At 42.9% G+C, this 18,843-nt stretch carries 16 protein-coding genes and 1 rRNA gene; 6 read left to right on the top strand and 11 right to left on the bottom strand.

Annotation, left to right across the window (positions count from 1 at the left end; all coding sequences use genetic code 11):
• Positions 1-62: 62 nt before the first annotated feature.
• Entirely contained in the window at positions 63-1,478 is a 1,416-nt protein-coding gene (nhaD, locus tag L4C39_RS15215; protein WP_429746821.1) for a sodium:proton antiporter NhaD, read from the bottom strand.
• A 359-nt stretch (positions 1,479-1,837) separates the two neighbouring features.
• On the opposite strand from nhaD, the gene L4C39_RS15210 reads away from it, so the two are divergent.
• Together L4C39_RS15210 and ompW are read left to right on the top strand one after the other, a co-directional pair.
• The gene (locus tag L4C39_RS15210; RefSeq protein ID WP_017052773.1) at positions 1,838-2,317 is read left to right on the top strand and encodes a YehS family protein; all 480 of its coding nucleotides are present in this window, start codon (positions 1,838-1,840) and stop codon (positions 2,315-2,317) included.
• A gap of 399 nt (positions 2,318-2,716) precedes the next feature.
• Positions 2,717-3,361: an outer membrane protein OmpW gene (gene ompW / locus L4C39_RS15205; protein WP_429746708.1), complete on the top strand. Its 645-nt coding sequence runs from the start codon at positions 2,717-2,719 to the stop codon at positions 3,359-3,361.
• 107 nt (positions 3,362-3,468) lie between these two features.
• Here ompW and L4C39_RS15200 read toward each other — a convergent pair whose 3' ends face one another.
• The 7 genes from L4C39_RS15200 to L4C39_RS15170 all read right to left on the bottom strand — a co-directional run bounded on the left by L4C39_RS15200 (position 3,469) and on the right by L4C39_RS15170 (position 12,478).
• Positions 3,469-3,969, bottom strand: coding sequence for a nitrous oxide reductase accessory protein NosL (locus L4C39_RS15200; RefSeq protein ID WP_261890070.1), 501 nt, complete (start codon positions 3,967-3,969; stop codon positions 3,469-3,471).
• A 12-nt stretch (positions 3,970-3,981) separates the two neighbouring features.
• Positions 3,982-4,800, bottom strand: coding sequence for an ABC transporter permease (locus tag L4C39_RS15195; RefSeq protein WP_429746706.1), 819 nt, complete (start codon positions 4,798-4,800; stop codon positions 3,982-3,984).
• A 1-nt stretch (position 4,801) separates the two neighbouring features.
• Positions 4,802-5,737 (bottom strand): ABC transporter ATP-binding protein, encoded by a 936-nt coding sequence (locus L4C39_RS15190; protein ID WP_429746704.1) that lies wholly within the window; start codon positions 5,735-5,737, stop codon positions 4,802-4,804.
• On the bottom strand, positions 5,734-7,089 hold the full coding sequence (locus L4C39_RS15185) for a nitrous oxide reductase family maturation protein NosD (RefSeq protein WP_171755650.1): 1,356 nt from the start codon (positions 7,087-7,089) through the stop codon (positions 5,734-5,736). The genes L4C39_RS15190 and L4C39_RS15185 overlap by 4 nt, the downstream gene beginning before the upstream one ends.
• 217 nt (positions 7,090-7,306) lie before the next feature.
• A complete protein-coding gene (nosZ, locus tag L4C39_RS15180) occupies positions 7,307-9,199 on the bottom strand; it encodes a TAT-dependent nitrous-oxide reductase (RefSeq protein WP_171755651.1) in 1,893 nt (630 codons plus the stop codon).
• Positions 9,200-9,283: 84 nt separating this feature from the next.
• A complete protein-coding gene (gene nosR, locus L4C39_RS15175) occupies positions 9,284-11,410 on the bottom strand; it encodes a transcriptional regulator NosR (protein ID WP_429746701.1) in 2,127 nt (708 codons plus the stop codon).
• Positions 11,411-11,746: 336 nt separating this feature from the next.
• Positions 11,747-12,478 (bottom strand): sulfite exporter TauE/SafE family protein, encoded by a 732-nt coding sequence (locus tag L4C39_RS15170; protein WP_113798742.1) that lies wholly within the window; start codon positions 12,476-12,478, stop codon positions 11,747-11,749.
• Positions 12,479-12,844: 366 nt separating this feature from the next.
• On the opposite strand from L4C39_RS15170, the gene L4C39_RS15165 reads away from it, so the two are divergent.
• Both L4C39_RS15165 and L4C39_RS15160 read left to right on the top strand, forming a co-directional pair.
• Positions 12,845-13,588, top strand: a complete 744-nt coding sequence (locus L4C39_RS15165; RefSeq protein ID WP_017052770.1) for a nucleoside recognition domain-containing protein — start codon at positions 12,845-12,847, stop codon at positions 13,586-13,588.
• The gene (locus L4C39_RS15160) at positions 13,588-14,055 is read left to right on the top strand and encodes a YjiG family protein (RefSeq protein ID WP_017052769.1); all 468 of its coding nucleotides are present in this window, start codon (positions 13,588-13,590) and stop codon (positions 14,053-14,055) included. Before L4C39_RS15165 ends, L4C39_RS15160 begins: the two co-directional genes overlap by 1 nt.
• A gap of 146 nt (positions 14,056-14,201) precedes the next feature.
• Here L4C39_RS15160 and trmY read toward each other — a convergent pair whose 3' ends face one another.
• On the bottom strand, positions 14,202-14,804 hold the full coding sequence (gene trmY / locus L4C39_RS15155) for a tRNA (pseudouridine(54)-N(1))-methyltransferase TrmY (protein WP_017052767.1): 603 nt from the start codon (positions 14,802-14,804) through the stop codon (positions 14,202-14,204).
• 109 nt (positions 14,805-14,913) lie between these two features.
• Positions 14,914-16,341, bottom strand: a complete 1,428-nt coding sequence (locus L4C39_RS15150) for an aminotransferase-like domain-containing protein (protein WP_429746698.1) — start codon at positions 16,339-16,341, stop codon at positions 14,914-14,916.
• A gap of 95 nt (positions 16,342-16,436) precedes the next feature.
• On the opposite strand from L4C39_RS15150, the gene L4C39_RS15145 reads away from it, so the two are divergent.
• Positions 16,437-17,351, top strand: coding sequence for a DMT family transporter (locus L4C39_RS15145; RefSeq protein ID WP_429746696.1), 915 nt, complete (start codon positions 16,437-16,439; stop codon positions 17,349-17,351).
• Between the two features lie 9 nt (positions 17,352-17,360).
• Here L4C39_RS15145 and L4C39_RS15140 read toward each other — a convergent pair whose 3' ends face one another.
• Positions 17,361-17,504: a hypothetical protein gene (locus L4C39_RS15140; RefSeq protein ID WP_017052764.1), complete on the bottom strand. Its 144-nt coding sequence runs from the start codon at positions 17,502-17,504 to the stop codon at positions 17,361-17,363.
• Between the two features lie 839 nt (positions 17,505-18,343).
• Here L4C39_RS15140 and L4C39_RS15135 point away from each other — a divergent pair.
• Positions 18,344-18,843: ribosomal RNA gene (locus tag L4C39_RS15135) — 16S ribosomal RNA — on the top strand; the annotation flags it as partial.

Here is an 18,843-nt window from a genome sequence, read left to right as displayed (position 1 = left end):
AACAAATAGCATTGATAGAGCCTTAATAAAGGCTCTTATCTTAACTGAAACCTGCGTATCATCTATTGGTGAAACAGATGGCTGTTCAGCATTAAATGCACAGCAATACTGGACGCGTAACCAAGCATGATCACTGGAGCCCACTTTAAGTGGCCGAAGAAGGTGTATTTTCCATGCGCAGCTCCCATTAAAGCCACTCCAGCCGCAGAACCGATAGAGAGCAAACTCCCTCCAACCCCTGCGGTGAGCGTGACTAATAACCAGTTCCCCATCGACATTACAGGTTCCATAGTCAGAACGGCAAACATCACGGGAATGTTATCGACAATGGCAGACAGTATGCCTACCATTACATTGGCCCAAACGGGATCCCACTGGGTGTACATCACCTCTGAAACTAACCCTAAATACCCCAATAAACTTAGTCCACCGACACACATCACCACGCCGTAGAAAAACAACAAAGTGTCCCATTCGGCATGTGAAACACGCCTAAATACATCGAAAGGAACGACAGAGCCTATTCTTTTTAAAGCCGCTTCATCATTATTGGCGATGGCTATCGCTTTCTTCTTCGCTAACGACATGGGTAGGGTCTGTCTTAAGAAGTAGCCGAAAAATTGTAAATAAGCGAGGCCCATCATCATTCCAATCACAGGAGGGAAATGTAGCACTGCATGGAAAGCCACCGCGGTAGCAATGGTGAGAATGAATAATCCAACAATTCGTCTTGCCCCACGTTTTAGCTCAACTTCTTGATGGATGGTATCTGGCTTCGTTCTCGGAATGAAGAAGGACATGATCAGTGCTGGTACAAGATAGTTGATCACTGAAGGTAAAAAGAGCGGAAGAAATTGAGCGAAATTCACATGGCCCGCTTGCCACACCATTAGAGTGGTAATATCACCAAAAGGACTGAATGCACCCCCCGCATTGGCGGCAATCACAATATTGATACAGGCGATATTAACGAAGCGTACGTTACTCCCCGCCACTTTCAAAACAACAGCACACATTAAAAGAGCGGTGGTTAAGTTATCGGCAATAGGGGAAATAAAAAATGATAGAAAGCCGGTAAGCCAAAATAAGGATCTAAAATCAAACCCTTTGCCAACCATCCAAGCTTGAAGCGCATCGAAAAGACGACGCTCTTCCATCGCACTAATGTAGGTCATGGCCACGAGTAAGAAGAGCAGTAATTCCGCGTATTCCAGTAAATTATGTTCAATCGCCTGTTGTGCGACGTCGATATTGCCATGCTGCTGGTAGACATAGCCGATCATGATCCAGATTAACCCCGCAGCAAGCAGAACGGGCTTGGACTTTCTCAGCTTTAGCACCTCTTCAAGCATGACTAAGGTATAAGCCACCACAAAAATCCCAATCGCGGCATAACCGATTGTGGACTGCGTTAAATCAAGAGGAGAATTGAGTCCTGAACTTGTAGAGGAAGCAAGCACCGACGGAGACATCAACATGAGTAAACTTGTGGCGAAAATAGTAATGATAGAAGGAAGACTAAAAGGTGATTTCTGAACATGCATGTCTACTGACTCCGGATAAAGGCAACAAATAAATATTAGTAGTAAATCAAGAGCCTAAGTGTGAAGTGAATCCAATTAATGCGGTTAGTTTAATCAAAAAAGTATCAGTAATAACATTACGCCAATCTAGGTAGCAGCATAAAAAATTCTCAACTGAGCAAATATAACCCTATTTAGAATCAATATCTGTTAGAGTGCGCGGCTACTTACTTGCAGTGCAGCCTTTTGTTAGCCGTATTATTGTTCGCTAGCCATTAATAATGAGGGTGCTGCCTTTTACATTAGGACTATCCGTGACTAATAACGACATTTTACGCCGTATTCGCTACACTTTTGATTTTAAAGATGCTCAGATGATTAAGATTTTTGCTCAAGCAGATCTTGAAGTAACACGTGAGCAGGTAAGCAACTGGTTAAAAAAAGAAGATGATTCTGATTACGTAAAATGCCGCGATCGTGAATTGGCGATCTTCTTGAATGGTCTCATTAATTTAAAACGTGGTAAGCGAGAAGGTGCACAGCCTGAACCAGAAAATCGTCTAACCAATAACATGGTTTTCATGAAACTGCGTATCGCGCTTAATATGAAAACAGAAGACATTCTAAATGTAATGGAACTGGTAGATTTCGACATGAGCAAGCATGAGCTAGGCGCATTCTTCCGTAAGCCAAATCATAAAAATTATCGTGAATGTAAAGACCAGATTTTACGTAACTTTTTAATGGGTGTGCAATTCCAACTTCGTCCTGATTCTGAAGACTATGTAGATTAATCTTGTAGGCTTAATTAGCATACATACCGCAAAAGCGAGCATTCAAAAAGTGCTCGCTTTTTTGTTGCCTGAACAAAACTCTTCTCTTTATTCGTTGCAAACCACTTCATCATTTAATTTTCTCATTGAGTTTGTCGCACAAATGCAGTGAATTATCGGGCATCAATTCACTTTAATGTTTGAGAGATCGAGCTAATAGAAAGGGGTGTGATACACGTAAAGCTCGCACTACATACATGTAGGTATTTTGCATAACCTTTGTGATCGATGTTGCATATATGCGCTCTATGTTTAAGTTTTTGTTACAAATTGATTTCCATCAAAAAATTGTGGTTTTTATATGCTACTTTGCGCGCAAATTAATAAAAACAACTATTTAGCCCTACAAAGGAAATCATAATGAAAAAAACAATGTTTAGTCTTGCCGTCCTCGCTGCGTTAGCTTCCACGAATGTCGCTGCCCATAAAGAGGGGGATTTTATTGTTCGTGCAGGGCTTGCTGGAGTCGTTCCAAACGATAGTAGTTCAGGTATTCTGGGTTCGAATGAAGAGCTTGAAGTCGACTCGAATATGCAGCTAGGTTTAACTCTTGGTTATATGTTTACGGATAATATTAGCTTTGAAGTTCTTGCCGCGACCCCTTTTAGCCATACCATTTCTACTGATTTAGCTGGATTGGGTGATATTGCGGATGTTGATCACCTGCCGCCTACTTTTATGCTGCAATACTATTTTGGAACCAGTGAAAGTACTTTCCGTCCCTATGTTGGTGCTGGTATCAATTACACGACGTTTTTCAGTGAAGGGTTTAATAGTAAAGCGAAATCGGCAGGGTTAAGTGATCTATCATTAGATGATTCGTGGGGGCTTGCGGTCAATGCGGGTGCTGATTACATGTTAAATGAAGATTGGTTCTTGAATGCGTCAATCTGGTATGCAGATATTGAAACCGATGCACATTATAAGTTTAATGGGGCAAAACAAACGACAAAAGTTAAAATAGACCCTTGGGTATTTATGATTGGTGGTGGTTACAAGTTCTAAGCCGAAGTCGCCCTATATAAAGATATAAAGATATAAAGGCAGTCAAGGCTGCCTTTATTCTCTTCTACGTCATAGAACGACGCTCCCATGTGATTAGGAACGGTGTTTTATAATATATCGATAGTGATCTCATCAAATTGATACAGCTTTCCACCAAACTTTTTGCTAAAGGCTAGAGCATCTTCTTTGGTACTAAAGCTTGCCAGTGTTTGTCCCATCGCTCCCGTTTGACTTGAACCGATCACAAACCACGCTTCTTTTGCATCGATGAAATATTGATCTTCAGGTTTTTGCCATGGCGTTTTACTCATGTCATGAACAAACACTTGTCGAACTTGGCGTTGGTTTTCTGGTTGAAGTAAGTAGCTAAAAAGATCACGGGTTGAGCAAAATTTCATGACATCATCATGGCCCTTTTGAAATGCTTCGCCTTTCGGCCCCGGGAAATTAGCAATGATCATTCCGCACAAATGGCATTCATCACTATTTTCAATTGCCACTGCTTGTTTGAGCATTTTTTCTTGAGGATCCTCGCCACAACCCATAAGCAACAAAGAGAGGGCTAGGCTGGTGACTATTTTCCATTGCGTGGATATTTTTTGTGACATGTATAATCTCGCTTATAACGTTTTTTTTCTGAAAATGAGTAAAGCCACTGATAGCGGTAGAAGGATCCAAGCCAGCATCACAAGCAAAAGCGTGCTGGTGGAGTAACTGCTGTTGATCGCCACGGCTAATACGCCATTAACATCGGTGCTGTTCAATGACGATAAGTTTATTAATCGGAATAAATCGGCTGGGTTGAACATCATCACCTGAACTAACGCGTGCTGAGTCAGTAGCTCACTTCCTCCTACGAGCACGCCAAGCAGTACTAAGTCAAAAATAAGCACAAAAAACAACCATAGGATGAGGGAAATACCTGCCGCTTTTGATTTTTCTGAAACCAACAGACTGGTTAAGTAAGCCAAGGTAATGAAGCACAAACCAAGCAGAGTGGAAGTGAGAATAAAGAGCCCAAATGATGACGCAACTTCAGCGGCATCAAGGGTAAAGGCGAGTAGGACTCCTGCGCTACCAAAGCCTAAAACAGTGGCAAGCGTGATAATGAAACCTTGGCCGAGAAACTTGCCAAATAGCAATTGTCCATGACTGATCGGGTAGGTCATCAGCAGCAATAGCGTGCCAGACTCTTGTTCTCCGACGAAGCTGTCGTAGCAAAGTAGTAGGGCAATCAACGGGATGATGAATACCGACAAGCTCGATAAGCTTGCGATAGTCGATGAGAGTGATGGCGGACCAATATGTCCAGAAGCAACACTCCCATAATAGCTTAGTCCAACCGACAACAGCGCGAAAATAAAGGTAATCGAAACAAACCAGCGATTACGTAAACCATCTTGGAACTCTTTTAATGCGACCGCAATGATAGGGTTCATATTATTGCTTCTCCTTGCTGCGTGAGTGATCGTGTTCTACAGCGTCAGAGGTTGTGCTTAAAAAGTGCTGGTAGATCTGTTCTAAGTTGGCCGGTTCCACATGAATATCACTGAGAGTGTCGTAACGCATCAACTCTTTGATTGCCGATATTTTATGTTTCTCTGGAATATGGAGTTGATTATCCGTCACCATAAATCCGGTTAATTGCTCATTGCTGGCAAGTGCCCCGTTAATGCCATGCGTTTTGATGACCACTGGGAGATTGGCTTGAAGCCGTAATTCGGCCAGTGTGCCTTCTGCGATACACTGCCCACGAGCTAAGATCATCGCTCTATCAATGTGTTGTTCAACGCCGGGCAGCACATGCGAACACAAGATAATACTGGCACCACTTTTTTTGAGTTGATCGACGCTGGTATAAAACTCTTGGGTTGCAATTGGATCAAGTCCTACGGTTGGTTCATCAAGCAACAGCAGTTTAGGTTCACCTAAAAAAGCTTGCGCGAGTCCGAGGCGCTGCCGCATCCCTTTTGAGTAGGTTTTCACTTGGCGGTGCATAGCATCACTTAAACCGACCTTTTTTAGCAAGGGTTGGATCTGGTCGGAAGACGCAGATTTCAAGCGAGAAAAATAGGTGAGCACTTCCAGCCCGGTCAATTGGTCATAAAAGCTGACATTTTCAGGCAAATAGCCGATATGTTTACGACTATGCCAAGCTTGGTTACTTTTAGGATCAACCCCAAAGACTGAAAGCTTACCTTGGGTTAACGTAATAACACCGAGAATGAGCTTCATCATGGTGGTTTTTCCCGCACCATTGTGTCCAAATAGCCCCAATACTTCACCGCGTTCTAAGGTCAAATTAATGCCATTGAGAGCATGCAGTTGTTTGTACTGCTTGGTTACTTGTTCGAGTTGTACAACCGGTCCGTTCATGAATGATTTCCTATTCCGTCGATGAGAGGAGAAGTTACGTTGACGGGATTGTTGAGTCGTTGTGTCGAGTTTTCTGATTGAGGTTCTTGCTCTGAATCTGGAGACATAAGCGGGTGCGAATCTTTAACACCTGCGGGCTTTAATACTGGGAATTGCTTTTGGATCCAACGCAGCATGAGTACGGCGGGGCTGTCTAGCAGTACTTTTGATTCAGGGTATTTCCAAACCATTTTGTCGATACCATCATTTGGCTCAAAAGGCGTATCACCGATGTTGTTATTATCAAGATCCCAACCAAGATAGTTACTCCAGTAGTTGCCAATACCATTTTGACTCCATTCTTGCTCTTGGTTGGATACGTACTTCACTTGAACGGGATTGTTGATAAATTGGTTGCCAAAAATTTTGCCATTTTCCGACCCCGCAGTGAGGTGGATGCCTATCTCTGCGGTATCGATGGTGTTATAGCTAATGGTGTTATAGGCAGAGTTATAAACAAACAACCCTTTGCCTTCGCGCCCAATGACTTTATTTTCAGGTCGAGTCCAAACATTCTTTATTTGGTTGTGGCTAATTGTGGATGAGGTGATGAAGTTCATTAACATGCCGTAGTCTTCACTGTCTCGGCTGGTGTTATTTTCCACGGTCAACAAGCGAGAACTCATTAGCGCATAGCCTGCTCGTGTGTTGTAAGCGGTGTTGTTCAATACTCGATTATTATGTGAATACATATAGTGAACGCCATAACGAAGATCGTGCATGGTGTTTCCACGTAACTCGCTCTCTTGGCTTGAAATGATGTAGAGCCCATCTCGGGTATTGCTGATGTCATTACCGATCACGAGCGCTGTTTTTACGGCTGAGAGTTGAATACCATTTCCGCGATCCGCAGAGCGCAAAGCAGGGTTGCCTACTACGGTATTTTTTTCGATAAGCAGATCATTGGCGCGTTGCAGCCAAAGCCCAAATCCATCGCCTGTTAATTGATTATTTCGGATGACGATGTTGTTCGCTTGATCTAAATAGATCCCTGCGTTTTGTTCGGTTAAATCATCTCCCCAATTAATGATGGTCAGGTTCTCAACCGTTGTATTTGAAGTATTGAGTGTTAAGGCATTTCCCACTCCATTAGCGTCAATTATCGCACCTTGCTCGCCACGAATATTAATGCCATTGCGGACATTGAAATTACCAGAATAGGTGCCAGGCTGGATTAAAACGGTATCGCCATCTTGGGTATTATCCAATGCGAATTGAAGGCTTTCACCTTGATTGACGGTGAATACCGCAGCAAAAAGTGCGGAGTGGAAAAGACTAAAAATGACAGCAATAAGCCCGCTTTTAATATTCAATCGCCACCTTCTTCTTTGATTGATAGGGTTTTCTTTTATTAAGATTGATACATTCTTGCGTCATGACTTCACTCATTAGCATCGCCTGTTCGTGAACATGGCTGATAAGGTTCCTTCACATTATCTGAAGGAACCTATCTAGACGATGGGATATGTCACTCAGTTTTGGGTGTTAAACCCTGTCGTCGTGTCGCACGTAAACCGCCTATAATTGTGTCTATGCTTCAACGAGCATACGACCACGCATCTCCATATGTAGAGCGTGACAGAACCAGTTACAGTAGTACCACTGAACGCCGGGTTTATTGGCTGTAAAGGTGATCGAAGCGGTCGCTTGTGGACCAATTTCCATCTGTACGCCATGGTTCGTCATACAGAAACCGTGGGTAACATCTTCCACCATATCGAGGTTGGTTACGATAACGGTTACCTCATCACCAAGCTTCACTCTGAATTCATTCATACCGAAAGTCGGTGCGATTGAGGTCATGTAAACGCGCACTTTATTACCATCACGGATGACTTTATTTTGGGTCATCACATCAACCCCATCTTTCTTCGCGATAGCAAGTGTCTCGGCAAAGATAGAATCATCACGCGTCCACAGTTTATTTGGTTTCACTTTACTGCGGTGAACGATCATACAGTCGTGTGGTTCCGCAAAAGTAGGACCATCGTGAATGAGCTTCATTTCATCGCCTGAAATATCAATTAACTGATCGTTTTCTGGACGCAATGGGCCTACTGGTAAGAATCTATCTTTAGAGAACTTACATAGCGAGATTAACCATTTGCCATCCGCATCACGGGTTTCACCTTGTGAAGTATGGTTGTGACCGGGTTGGTAGTGGACATCCAGTTTCTGGCGAATATAGTTAACCTTGTCACCGTTGTAAGCTTTGATTGCGTCTTCAACACTCCATTTTGCAATTTGGCTATCTAGGAAAAGAGTGGTGTAGGCAAAACCTTTGTTATCAAACGCAGTATGAAGTGGACCTAAACCAAGTTCCGGCTCTGCCACAATGGTGTCACGCGGCTTGATAGAGTTTGAGAATAGGCTATCGAGTTTAGCGATAGAAATGACCGATACCGTTGGAGATAGTTTCCCGTTAGCAACAAAGTATTCGCCGCTTGGAGAAGTATTAAGGCCATGCGGTGATTTTGGAACAGGGATATAGCGCGTCAGATCAGAGCCTTTACGGCCATCTAAAACAGGAACGTCGTTACCGTTGTATGTTTTAAAGTTGCCTGCTTTCAGTGCTGCTTCACAACGTTCAAGGCTGAATACCACAACATGGTCACGTTCAGCCGTGATCATCTCCCCAAGGTTCATGCCCATTTCAGAGTTGTAACAGGTAGAAGCGAAGTATTTACCGTCATAATCGGCATCGGTGTTATCTAAGTTACCGTCAACCATGACTTGGAAAGCGACTTCCATTTTCTCAGCATCAATGACATTAAAGAGTGAACGATAGGTGCTGATGTCATCAAGCGTTGTTTTGCCATCGTTATTCATTGGTATTTCAAATTCACCATTACAAATAACGTATTTAGTCTGTGGTACTTTTTGAACACGTAATCCGTGAATCGCTTGAACATTCGGAATGGTGAGCATTTTGTCACATTTCATCACGTCACAGCGAATACGAGCAACACGTGAATTGGCTTTATCGTTAATGAAGACATATTTACCGTTATAACGACCATCCGTCATACTCATATGGGGGTGATGGGAGTCGCCCGCTAGAATGTGTGCGCTGTCGCCTTTAATACGCTTACTTTCATCTGTTAAGCCCCAACCTGTTGCACTATCAACGTTGAATACTGGAATTCGCATAAGTTCGCGCATTGATGGCAAGCCCAGAATACGAACTTCACCTGAGTGACCACCACTCCAGAAGCCGTAATACTCATCAAGGTCTCCAGGGTGAACGACTGCGCTGTTGCTGATTTCAGATGCTTGAGCTTTTGCCATTGATGCAAACATGGCTGCCGTCATTGGCGCAGCGGCAACGCCTAAACCGATTGCGGCACTTTTACCGAAAAACTTACGACGTTCGCTGTTTTCGGGGTGATTGTCTTGATCGATATTGGTCTTGTCATCACTCATGGTGGATCTCCATATTATGGTTGTAGGTCACTAATTGTTTAGGCAGTCACATGAATTAGCTGCATGTCATTAGATGATTGACTGTTATAGTTGAGTTACTGGAATATCATTTTTGCTGGCTTTTCTTTTCTTGTAGGCCAGTTTTTTCAATGGAGGACATTTTTCCTCATTTGAATAGGTGATTTGGCAATCTAAACAGTAGTGGCATTCACGCATGTTGATCACCCCATCCGGTTGTATGGCTTGAATTTCACACTCTTTTGCACAAGTTTTGCACGGTGAGCCACATTCTGGGCGGCGTTTGAGCCAATCAAATAGGCGAATACTATTTGATACCGATAGTGCAGCTCCGAGAGGGCATAAATAGCGACAGAACGTTTTACGATTAAATAAGTTGACGGTTAAGAGCAGTACTGCCCATAGAATAAAAGGCCATTCGCGATCGAACTTAAGTAAGAATGTGGTTTTAAATGGCTCAATTTCGGCAAACTGTTCAGCAAGAGCGAGTGAGTCTAGTGAGAGACCAAACAGACCAAGTAAAATGAGGTACTTGATTGCCCATAGTCGTTCATGGACGGCCCAAGGAAGTTCATATTGAGGGATTTTCACGTACCGTGCGAACTGATTGATAAGCTCTTGAAGTGCGCCAAACGGACATAACCAACCGCAGTAAACCGCGCGTCCCCACAATAATATTGTGACGGCTGCGGCACACCAAAGAATAAAGATCACAGGGTCGAGTAAGAACAGATCCCATGAGAAGTCTTTGACTAGTGCTTGTAAGAAGGTGAACACATTCACGACGGAGAGTTGTCCTCCCCACACCCAACCAATGAATACGACGGTGATGACTAAAAAGCCATGACGTAGTTGATGCATGAAGGTTGGGTGGCGAACTAAAATATCTTGAAAGAATAAGATGAGAACCAGTACTGTGATCAGTGCGAGTAGCACGATGACTTCTAGTTGCTTCTCTTGCCATACTTGTTGCGCTAGTGTCAGTTCAGGCTCTGGGGTGATGGCGTCTGGAGTATCGACATACTGTTCTAAAACATCGTATGTGGCTTTAAAGCTACTAAACACACTGTCGATTGGGCCTGTTTGTCTGCGGACGAGTAGTTCTAGTTCCCAACTCGCTCCTGGGTCAAACTCATGATGAGCCTGAACTTTAAAAACAGACATCTCTTTAAAATTAGGGTGTCCTATCGCAAATAGGTCGGTGATCCGAGTGTGTTCTAAATCTCGAAAAGAGATGTCATTATCCGCTTGCTGGACTTGTATTCGATCGAATATCCCACCCCGAACATACCCTGATCCTTTGTATGAGTATCCATTGCCGAAGATAGCCACTAAATGTTCGCCATCTTTCAAATCTTTCATCAGCCAGTCATATTCTGCCTCTCCAAATAGGTTCTTACCTATTGTCGGAATATCCGCAAGCGTATAAAAGATCTCTGCAAACATATCATCTTTTGCACTATCAGGAACCGTATCGACATTTTCTCCTTCAGTGCCATCAAATGCTTTTTGTACCGCTTTATTGTCGAGAAACAGTTTTCTAATTGAGCCATCACCCGTGAGATCTAGCCAAGTTCTTTCATTGAAAATATCTGTTTTGATGGTTGAAATTGGTTGAATGATATTGGTAGAGGGCTTAATGATACCTAATGATTCGGCGGCTTTGGTTGCGGCTTTGGTTATCGCAACATTCATCACCATCACGGTGACCGTCGCACCAGATAAGCCGTCGATTGGGATGTAATCCTGATTGGGTTTTCCTCCAACCTTGATGCGGTCTTTTACTGATAGACCAACATATTGATCACTAAATGCCCATAATTTGGTTTCCGGAATGCCTGCGAGGATGATGGGTTCATGGTGTTCCAGCACTTTGGATGCCATGTAGTCACCTTGCGGATCGATGATAACCAACATGTTGACGGGCTCACCAGAATAAGCGGGAATTCTCGCTATATCATTGGTTTCAAAAGCGTAGCCAAGTATTTCATCATTTTTTTTGATGATGCGTAGTGGTGGTTCTCCCTGTTTTTCTGAAATAGAGCTGTGTGTTGGAAAAGTCTCTTGGATCAGAGGGATTGGATCTTTGGGTGGGCTAACAAATAGAGCTTGTGCAGAGAACGAGAATAGAACGCAGAATATCAGAGAGATAAATTTTACTAGGGCAGTGAGCCTATGACATGAATATTCCATTCTTATTTCCCAGCTTCTTGCTTTATAAAACGAGCGCATGATGAATGTAGCGATGAGAACTAAGGGTAAACAAAATGCCCTTAGTAAGATTGACTTGAATCAAAGTAATTGTAATGCAGATGTTTTAATTGTGTGAAGTTTTGGCGGGTTCACATATTGATGTGATTATTAATAGATAGTTGGGTGTTTTTAATTAATCGTCTAAGTCTTTAAAATATAACCACTTTATAAGTAGGGTTAATGGCAGTTGGGGGAGTTGCTTGATCTGTTAAGTATGAATATTGTTATAAGTTTTATGCAGGTACGGTCGTTGATACATTGAAATAGACCCTACGATTAAGCTAAAAATCCTTGCCAAATTGCGGTTAGCCCGCTGACTAAGCACAACATTAAAGCTCCAACGCGAATCTTTTCTTTAGGTAGGCTCTGTGTGGTCATTATTGCTAGTTTGTATCCGAGCCATGAAGCAGGGATGAGAGGGATCGTGATAAACACGTGATGCAGAGTAAAGAAACCAATGGGGATCTGCACAATTAATGAGATCAGGGAGCTGAACACAAAAAAGGCAGAGAGGTTTCCACGGAGTTGGTTTGCGTCTTGGTGTTGTAAAAGAAGCGCCATCGGTGGCCCGCCTATGGAAGAGCTGGTGCCAAAGAATCCAGAGAAAAACCCTGCAATCCCCATTCGAATAGGCGTGGGTTCAATTCGAAAAGGAAGCATGCTGACCATTACCGCAAATAGAACTAAAAATCCTAGCCATAAAGACAACACATCCGTTGATACCACTAATAGTAACATTCCGCCTGCAATCGAACCGGGCACTCGACCAATGAGGGCCATTTTTAGTCCACCAATCGAGACATTCGCTCTATGCTTGAGTGCATTTAAAATTGAAATGAATAGCGCGACCAAGCAAATTGGCGCTGGAACATAATCTGGCGATAGTTGAAATAGCAGAGGGGCGGCAACGATCGCTAGCCCAAAACCAATCGCAGTTTGTACGAATGATCCCAAAAAAATGAGGAAAATTGCCGTTAAAACGGTGGGATCTAACCAGTCAAATATCATAAATTGCCTATGTTTTTTAATTCGCTAAGCACTGGAGTTGGATCTAAAGATGATTGAAGCAAACATAGTGAAGCGAGTCGAAGTTAAAGTAAACGCAAGTATGATGTTTATGCGGTCAGTATTTTTCTGGCATCTCTGTTGTACATTTTGATTTATTCCATAGAAGAAAGATTAAGTAGTTATATATCCTTTGTTGATTAGTTGTTGTTCTTGATATGGTTAATTATGCTGATTATCACATTTTGAAATCATACATTTCATTTTTAACGTTTTCACAGCCTATCTTTGATTTTGGTCATATAGTGTGGCACGTATTGTATGCACTATGCGCGTAGTTCCTGTTCTATATAACTCATAGGTATTACGATGACGAATCAAACTCAAACCGACCGAAAGGTCACGATTGGGAGCTATATTGCTCTCGCCTTTGCCGTAGTGTTTTTCTCCGGCCTAATGAAATCAACGGACTGGTATGGGGCGTTAGATTTCACCACTCTTAATGGAGCGTTTGGTAAAGTTGCTTACAATGTAACGGAAACCGCCGATGGCATTGAAGCGGCAACCACATCACTGCGTGGTAAAGGCGGTAATGGTGCGCGTGATGGTTTCATTTTCGCTTTTACTCTGATCCCTACCGTTATGTTTGCACTTGGTATGATCAATGTGCTGGAGCACTACGGTGCACTTGATGCTGCTCGTAAAATTCTGACACCACTTCTTCGTCCATTGATGGGCATTCCGGGAAGCTCGGGTCTAGCTATGATCGCCTCTTTGCAAAGTACGGATGCAGGGGCCGCAATGACTCGACAACTGAAAGATGAAGGCCACCTGACGAAACGTGAAACCGATATATTCACTATGTTCCAATTCACTGCTGGCGCGACCATTGTTAACTTCTTCTCATCTGGTGCCGTGCTCTTTACCCTAACGATGGCTGATGGATCGTTAGCGGTCACTTCTTCTATTGGCCTTGCTGTTATTGTCATGTTCGTTTTCAAATTTGTCGGTGCCAACCTGTTCCGTGTTTATTTAAACCTAACAGAAGGAAAAGAAGACAAAGACAACCAAAATAATGACCAGTCAGCAGAACTAAAAGAGGAGACAGCATAATGAGCGACGTTAAAGCAAAGAAACCGATGGTGACTGATATATTTGTTGAGGGCGCTAAAAAAGGTTGGGTAATCGCAACGACTTCTACTGTTCCTAATGTATTGATGGCTTTTGTTTTCATCAAAGTTTTGCAGATTACTGGTGCACTTGATTTGATGGGAACCGTGTTCTCTCCAATAATGGCGATTTTTGGTCTTCCGGGTGAAGCGGCGGCGGTATTGATTGGTGCTTGGATGTCGATGGGCGGCGCGGTTGGTGTGGTTATTACTTTATTTGACCAAGGTATCTTGAATGGTACGCACATCGCTATTTTAGCGCCGGCTATTTACCTTATGGGCTCTCAAGTTCAATACATGGGACGAATCATGGGCGCGATCGGCACGGAAGGTCGTTACATTCCAGTGATGATTGCCATTTCAGTACTGAATGCTTTCGGCGCAATGCTAGTGATGAATGTACTTCTGTAGAGCTGATTGTCACTAAATCATTACAGTCAAAAAATCCCCAAATGAACGTTTGGGGATTTTTTGATTTTGATGCTATTTATCCTTGGGCGGGATAGACATTGCATTCATTCTATATTTTAAATCAGAGTAATTTTCATCTTTGACGATTACTCGATCCCTGCAATATCCCATTCGTTTTGAATTAATGTTACGCACTGAGAAGCAAACAACATATTTGGCCCAAGGCTTATCATTTCAGTCCCCAAACGTTTCATGCTGTTGTAGGTTTTTTTAGGCATTGGAATATGATCGGTTAATAAGAAACAAGGGTTATGAGCCAACTCAATATCACGTACAGAGTCTCCCTTCTTATCTAGCATATACAGCTGATAATCTTCTGCTAACTCTTTAATCAGTTTCTCAAAACTAATCGTACGAACAGTCACACCAGGCTCAACTTGTCGCTCTTGCTCTTTGGTCATGCCTTTAGATGCATCGAGTGCTCTTGCGACTGCTGCTAATAGTATGGACTCATGGAAGCCGCCAATATTAGTGATGTCATTTGAGTTGAAGGTAATCGTGCGAGAGAAGTCTTTCGTGCTTTCCAATACAAGGTGAACGATAACGTCTTTGCGATGCGATTGAGCCACAAAAATGGTGTTCATCAATGTATGAGCCAAAATTTCGGTATGGGCTTCTTGACCGACAGATTCCAATAGAAGATGGCTCTCTGTTGGAGCGGAACGAGCTCTTAAAACAAATGCACGCATGGATAAATCGCCTTGCTATAAAGTGGGTGTATTGCTGATGGTAATACCATACAGATTCAAGACGCGTATGTAACCGCGATCGGCTGTTGAAGTCAAATAGAACTGATGTTTATCCCTGCTCTGTAAGATGAGTGGCAACAATATTGGCAAAGCGTTCAACACCTTCTGCCCATTTATCGTTATCTTGATATGAGGCACAGCTGAATCGGATGCAGTGTTTGTACTGGTCGTGAGTGCCGAAGATTGTGCCTGGTAATACACTTACTTTTGCTTTTAAGCACTCTTGATATATCGCGTAGCTATCGACTGCTGGTGGCAATATCAACCAAGATAAGAATGCGCCTTGTGGCCGACTGAGCTGAAATTGACCTCGTAAATTGTCGTGCTGGTTTAAGGCTTTGATCAATTGAGTCGAAAATCTCTTTTGATTGCTGTGGTAATGCTTCTTCATCTTGCTCAAATGCTGACGGTATTTTCCTGTAGTAAGAAACTCACCAAGCGCCGATTGCATGAGATTCAAGCTACCCATATTGTCGCTGATCAGATACTTCTCTATTTTACGCTGATACTGCCCCGCCAAGATCCAGCCAACACGTAACCTTGAATCCAACGTTTTAGATAATGAGTTGCAATAGATGACACGATTGCCTTTATCTAAGGATTTTAAACACGGAAGCGGCGCGTCAAAGGATAAAGCGCCAAAAACATCGTCTTCGATAATGGGGATATTCTGCGATTCATCCAATAAAGCTTGCCTTGCTGCCAATGGCATACGAGATCCTGTTGGATTATTAAAATTGGGAGTGACGAGTATCGCCGCGATATCCCACAGGCTTATCGCTTCTTTTAATGCCTTAATATCAATACCAGAATCAATACTGCTAGGGATCTCGATAACCTGTAGATCTAACGATTCCATAAGTAGCAAATTGCCGAAATAGCACGGGGATTCCACAATCACGATATCACCCGGTTTCGTTAGCGCGCGCAATGCGAGACTGATCGCTTGCTGGGCTCCGTGCGTGATCGATATTTCATTTGAATGCGCGGTGATGCCGCAATCTTGGGTGATCTTAATGAGTTGCTTAATTAAGGTGCTATTCCCCGGTGGTAACTGATAGTGGCTGGGGATCTGAGTTTGATAACGACTATGACGCCCTATCTCTGCATACAAACTGCGAATTGCAGGACCATCGATATTGGGATGAGCAGAACCGGCAGGCATCGTATGCTCGATAAGAGGCTGAGCCAAAATCGACTTAGTGACAGAGAGGAGATCAACATGGTTAGGATCGCTGACTAAAGTGAACTCAGGAAGCGGCTTTTGCTGAATACAGTAGCCAGAACGAGGAACTGGATAGACAATTCCAGCGGCTTCTAACTCTTGATAAGCCCGGATAACCGTATTCCTGCTTACCTGCTGCTGTTGAGATAAATGGCGTATAGAGGGCAATTTGTCATGCTCGACCAAAGTACCCGCATGAATCAATTGACGAATATGCGCTTCAACATCTTGGTATTTGGTGCTCTCTTTCATTCTGTACCCAATCATTTAGCCAAAACTGTGTCTTTTTATCCCAACTGTACCTAACTACATTAGCAATATAATGTGATGACTTACTAGAGGTTTTTATGTGGGTGAAATTGATACCCGTTATCTTTGTGGTTTTATGGAGTTCAGGCTTCGTTGGTGCTCGATTCGGTTTGCAATACGCAGAGCCAGCAACGCTACTTGCGCTAAGAATGATGGCAAACGTAACCGTATTTATCGTGCTCATTGCATTTATGCGTAGAAGAATTCCAATGGGAAAGGATTTATTACACGCATCTATTGTTGGTTTGTTGATCCACGGTTGCTATTTAGGGGGGACGTATCAAGCCATATCGATGGGAATGCCTGCTGGGTTATGTGCGTTGCTTGTTGGTATTCAGCCTATTTTAACGGCAGTGCTGTTAGTCGGGTTTTCTAATCAGCGTCTGATTGCATCGCAATGGCTCGGGCTTATGGTTGGCTTCGTGGGGATATCATTGGTGTTAATGGGAAATGTTGAGTGGCAAAATGATGAACATCAACTGGCTGCTATCTGCTTTACCTTTACAGCATTGGTTGGTATCACTTTAGGGACGCTTTATCAGAAAAAATTCTGCCATAACGTAGATATGATTGGAGGGGCGTTGGTGCAGTATTTCGCTTCGGCGATCTTATTTAGTATTGTTGCTTGGAATAGCGAAACGATGGAAGTGATGTGGGTTCCGGAATTTTTTGCGGTAATGGCGTGGTTGGTGATTGTGCTGTCTGTGTTCGCCATATTGTTACTACTATTTATGGTGAAAAGTGGTGAATCATCGAAAGTGGCTTCTACATTTTATCTTGTTCCACCAGTCACTGCCATTCAGGCATGGCTAGTGTTTAACGAGAGCTTTGATTGGCTTGGTGCGCTTGGTTTCACACTTGCTGCTATAGCGGTTTATTTAGTGGTTAGAAAACCGATAGAAAAAGAGACAAAAATAAGTGTCGCTCAAAACTCTCAAGTAAAAGAAGGTTAGGTAAGGCTGTTAATCGTTATTCTCAGCTCCCGTCAGGTATAAAGCGTCAGCGGCAAGAGCGCCAGTAGAAAGGGTTAAGCCTGCAAACAGTATGACGCCCGCGTATTTGCTTGCAATGATAGCGATACCAAGAGCATTGATTGCTTTTTCCATAATAATTTCCTTGTTAAGAGTTAATTGAATATAACTCCAGTGTAGTAAGTGGAGAGAAAAGATAATGAGAGTTAAAGCCGTTGCTCAGAACTAGCATTGGTTACATGTTGGAAATACAACCGAAAGCTCTTAATTACAATTGGTTACAGATGTTCTGTTGGTGCTATAAATAAGTCATTAACATTGAAATTAGTGATGAAAGCTTTAATTTGATTAATTTTGGCACTCATATGTGCCTTTTTATGGAAGGGGAGTTTGTTTTTCACGTGGCTGCTCCCTTCTTTATGCAGTAATTGTTTCAGTACTTCTTTCTATTTTTACCAGGAAAAGTAATAAAAGCGGCTGAATTGGTCGTTTTTAGTGCTTTTTGATTGTTATGTAGTCGAACGAATAATTTATTTGAAAAAATGCTTGCACGAAACTCTTCATTCTCTATACTGCGCATCCACCGACACAGAGCAACGTTCAAACGTTCACTGAAGTCGGAGTTGATTAGGTTCAAACCTTTGATACTAAAGCTCTTTAACAATTTAGACCTATCAATCTGTGTGGGCACTCGTTGATGATAATCACTAGTTTCGTACTGTTTGTTTTCGCTTTTTAAAGCGAAAGTAAATTAAGTCGAAACAAAAGATATCAATGAACTGAGTGACCAATACAAAATTAAGTTTACTTAATTTTGGCACAGTCAATTCATTACCATTCTGTTCCTATTTATTTAAGAAGAGAGAGGTAATAGCTTTAGAATTACATGTTCACCAATCTTTTTCGAAAGAGCGAATGAATATTAGTTTTGAAGTCAGTATTCATTGAGCCGCATCTTAGGATGCAAAAAACTTTAATTGAAGAGTTTGATCATGGCTCAGATTGAACGCTGGCGGCAGGCCTAACACATGCAAGTCGAGCGGTAACAGGAAGTAGCTTGCTACTTCGCTGACGAGCGGCGGACGGGTGAGTAATGCCTAGGAAATTGCCCTGATGTGGGGGATAACCATTGGAAACGATGGCTAATACCGCATAATGCCTTTGTTTGTAATGAACAGGAGCCAAAGAGGGGGACCTTCGGGCCTCTCGCGTCAGGATATGCCTAGGTGGGATTAGCTAGTTGGTGAGGTAATGGCTCACCAAGGCGACGATCCCTAGCTGGTCTGAGAGGATGATCAGCCACACTGGAACTGAGACACGGTCCAGACTCCTACGGGAGGCAGCAGTGGGGAATATTGCACAATGGGCGCAAGCCTGATGCAGCCATGCCGCGTGTATGAAGAAGGCCTTCGGGTTGTAAAGTACTTTCAGTCGTGAGGAAGGTGGTGTTGTTAATAGCAGCATCATTTGACGT

Origin of the sequence: Vibrio clamense, from assembly GCF_050337905.1 — a bacterium.
Classification (GTDB): Bacteria; Pseudomonadota; Gammaproteobacteria; order Enterobacterales; family Vibrionaceae; genus Vibrio; species Vibrio cortegadensis.
The sequence above is the reverse complement of the archived record's forward strand: the minus strand, read 5'-3'. Positions and strand labels throughout refer to the sequence as shown.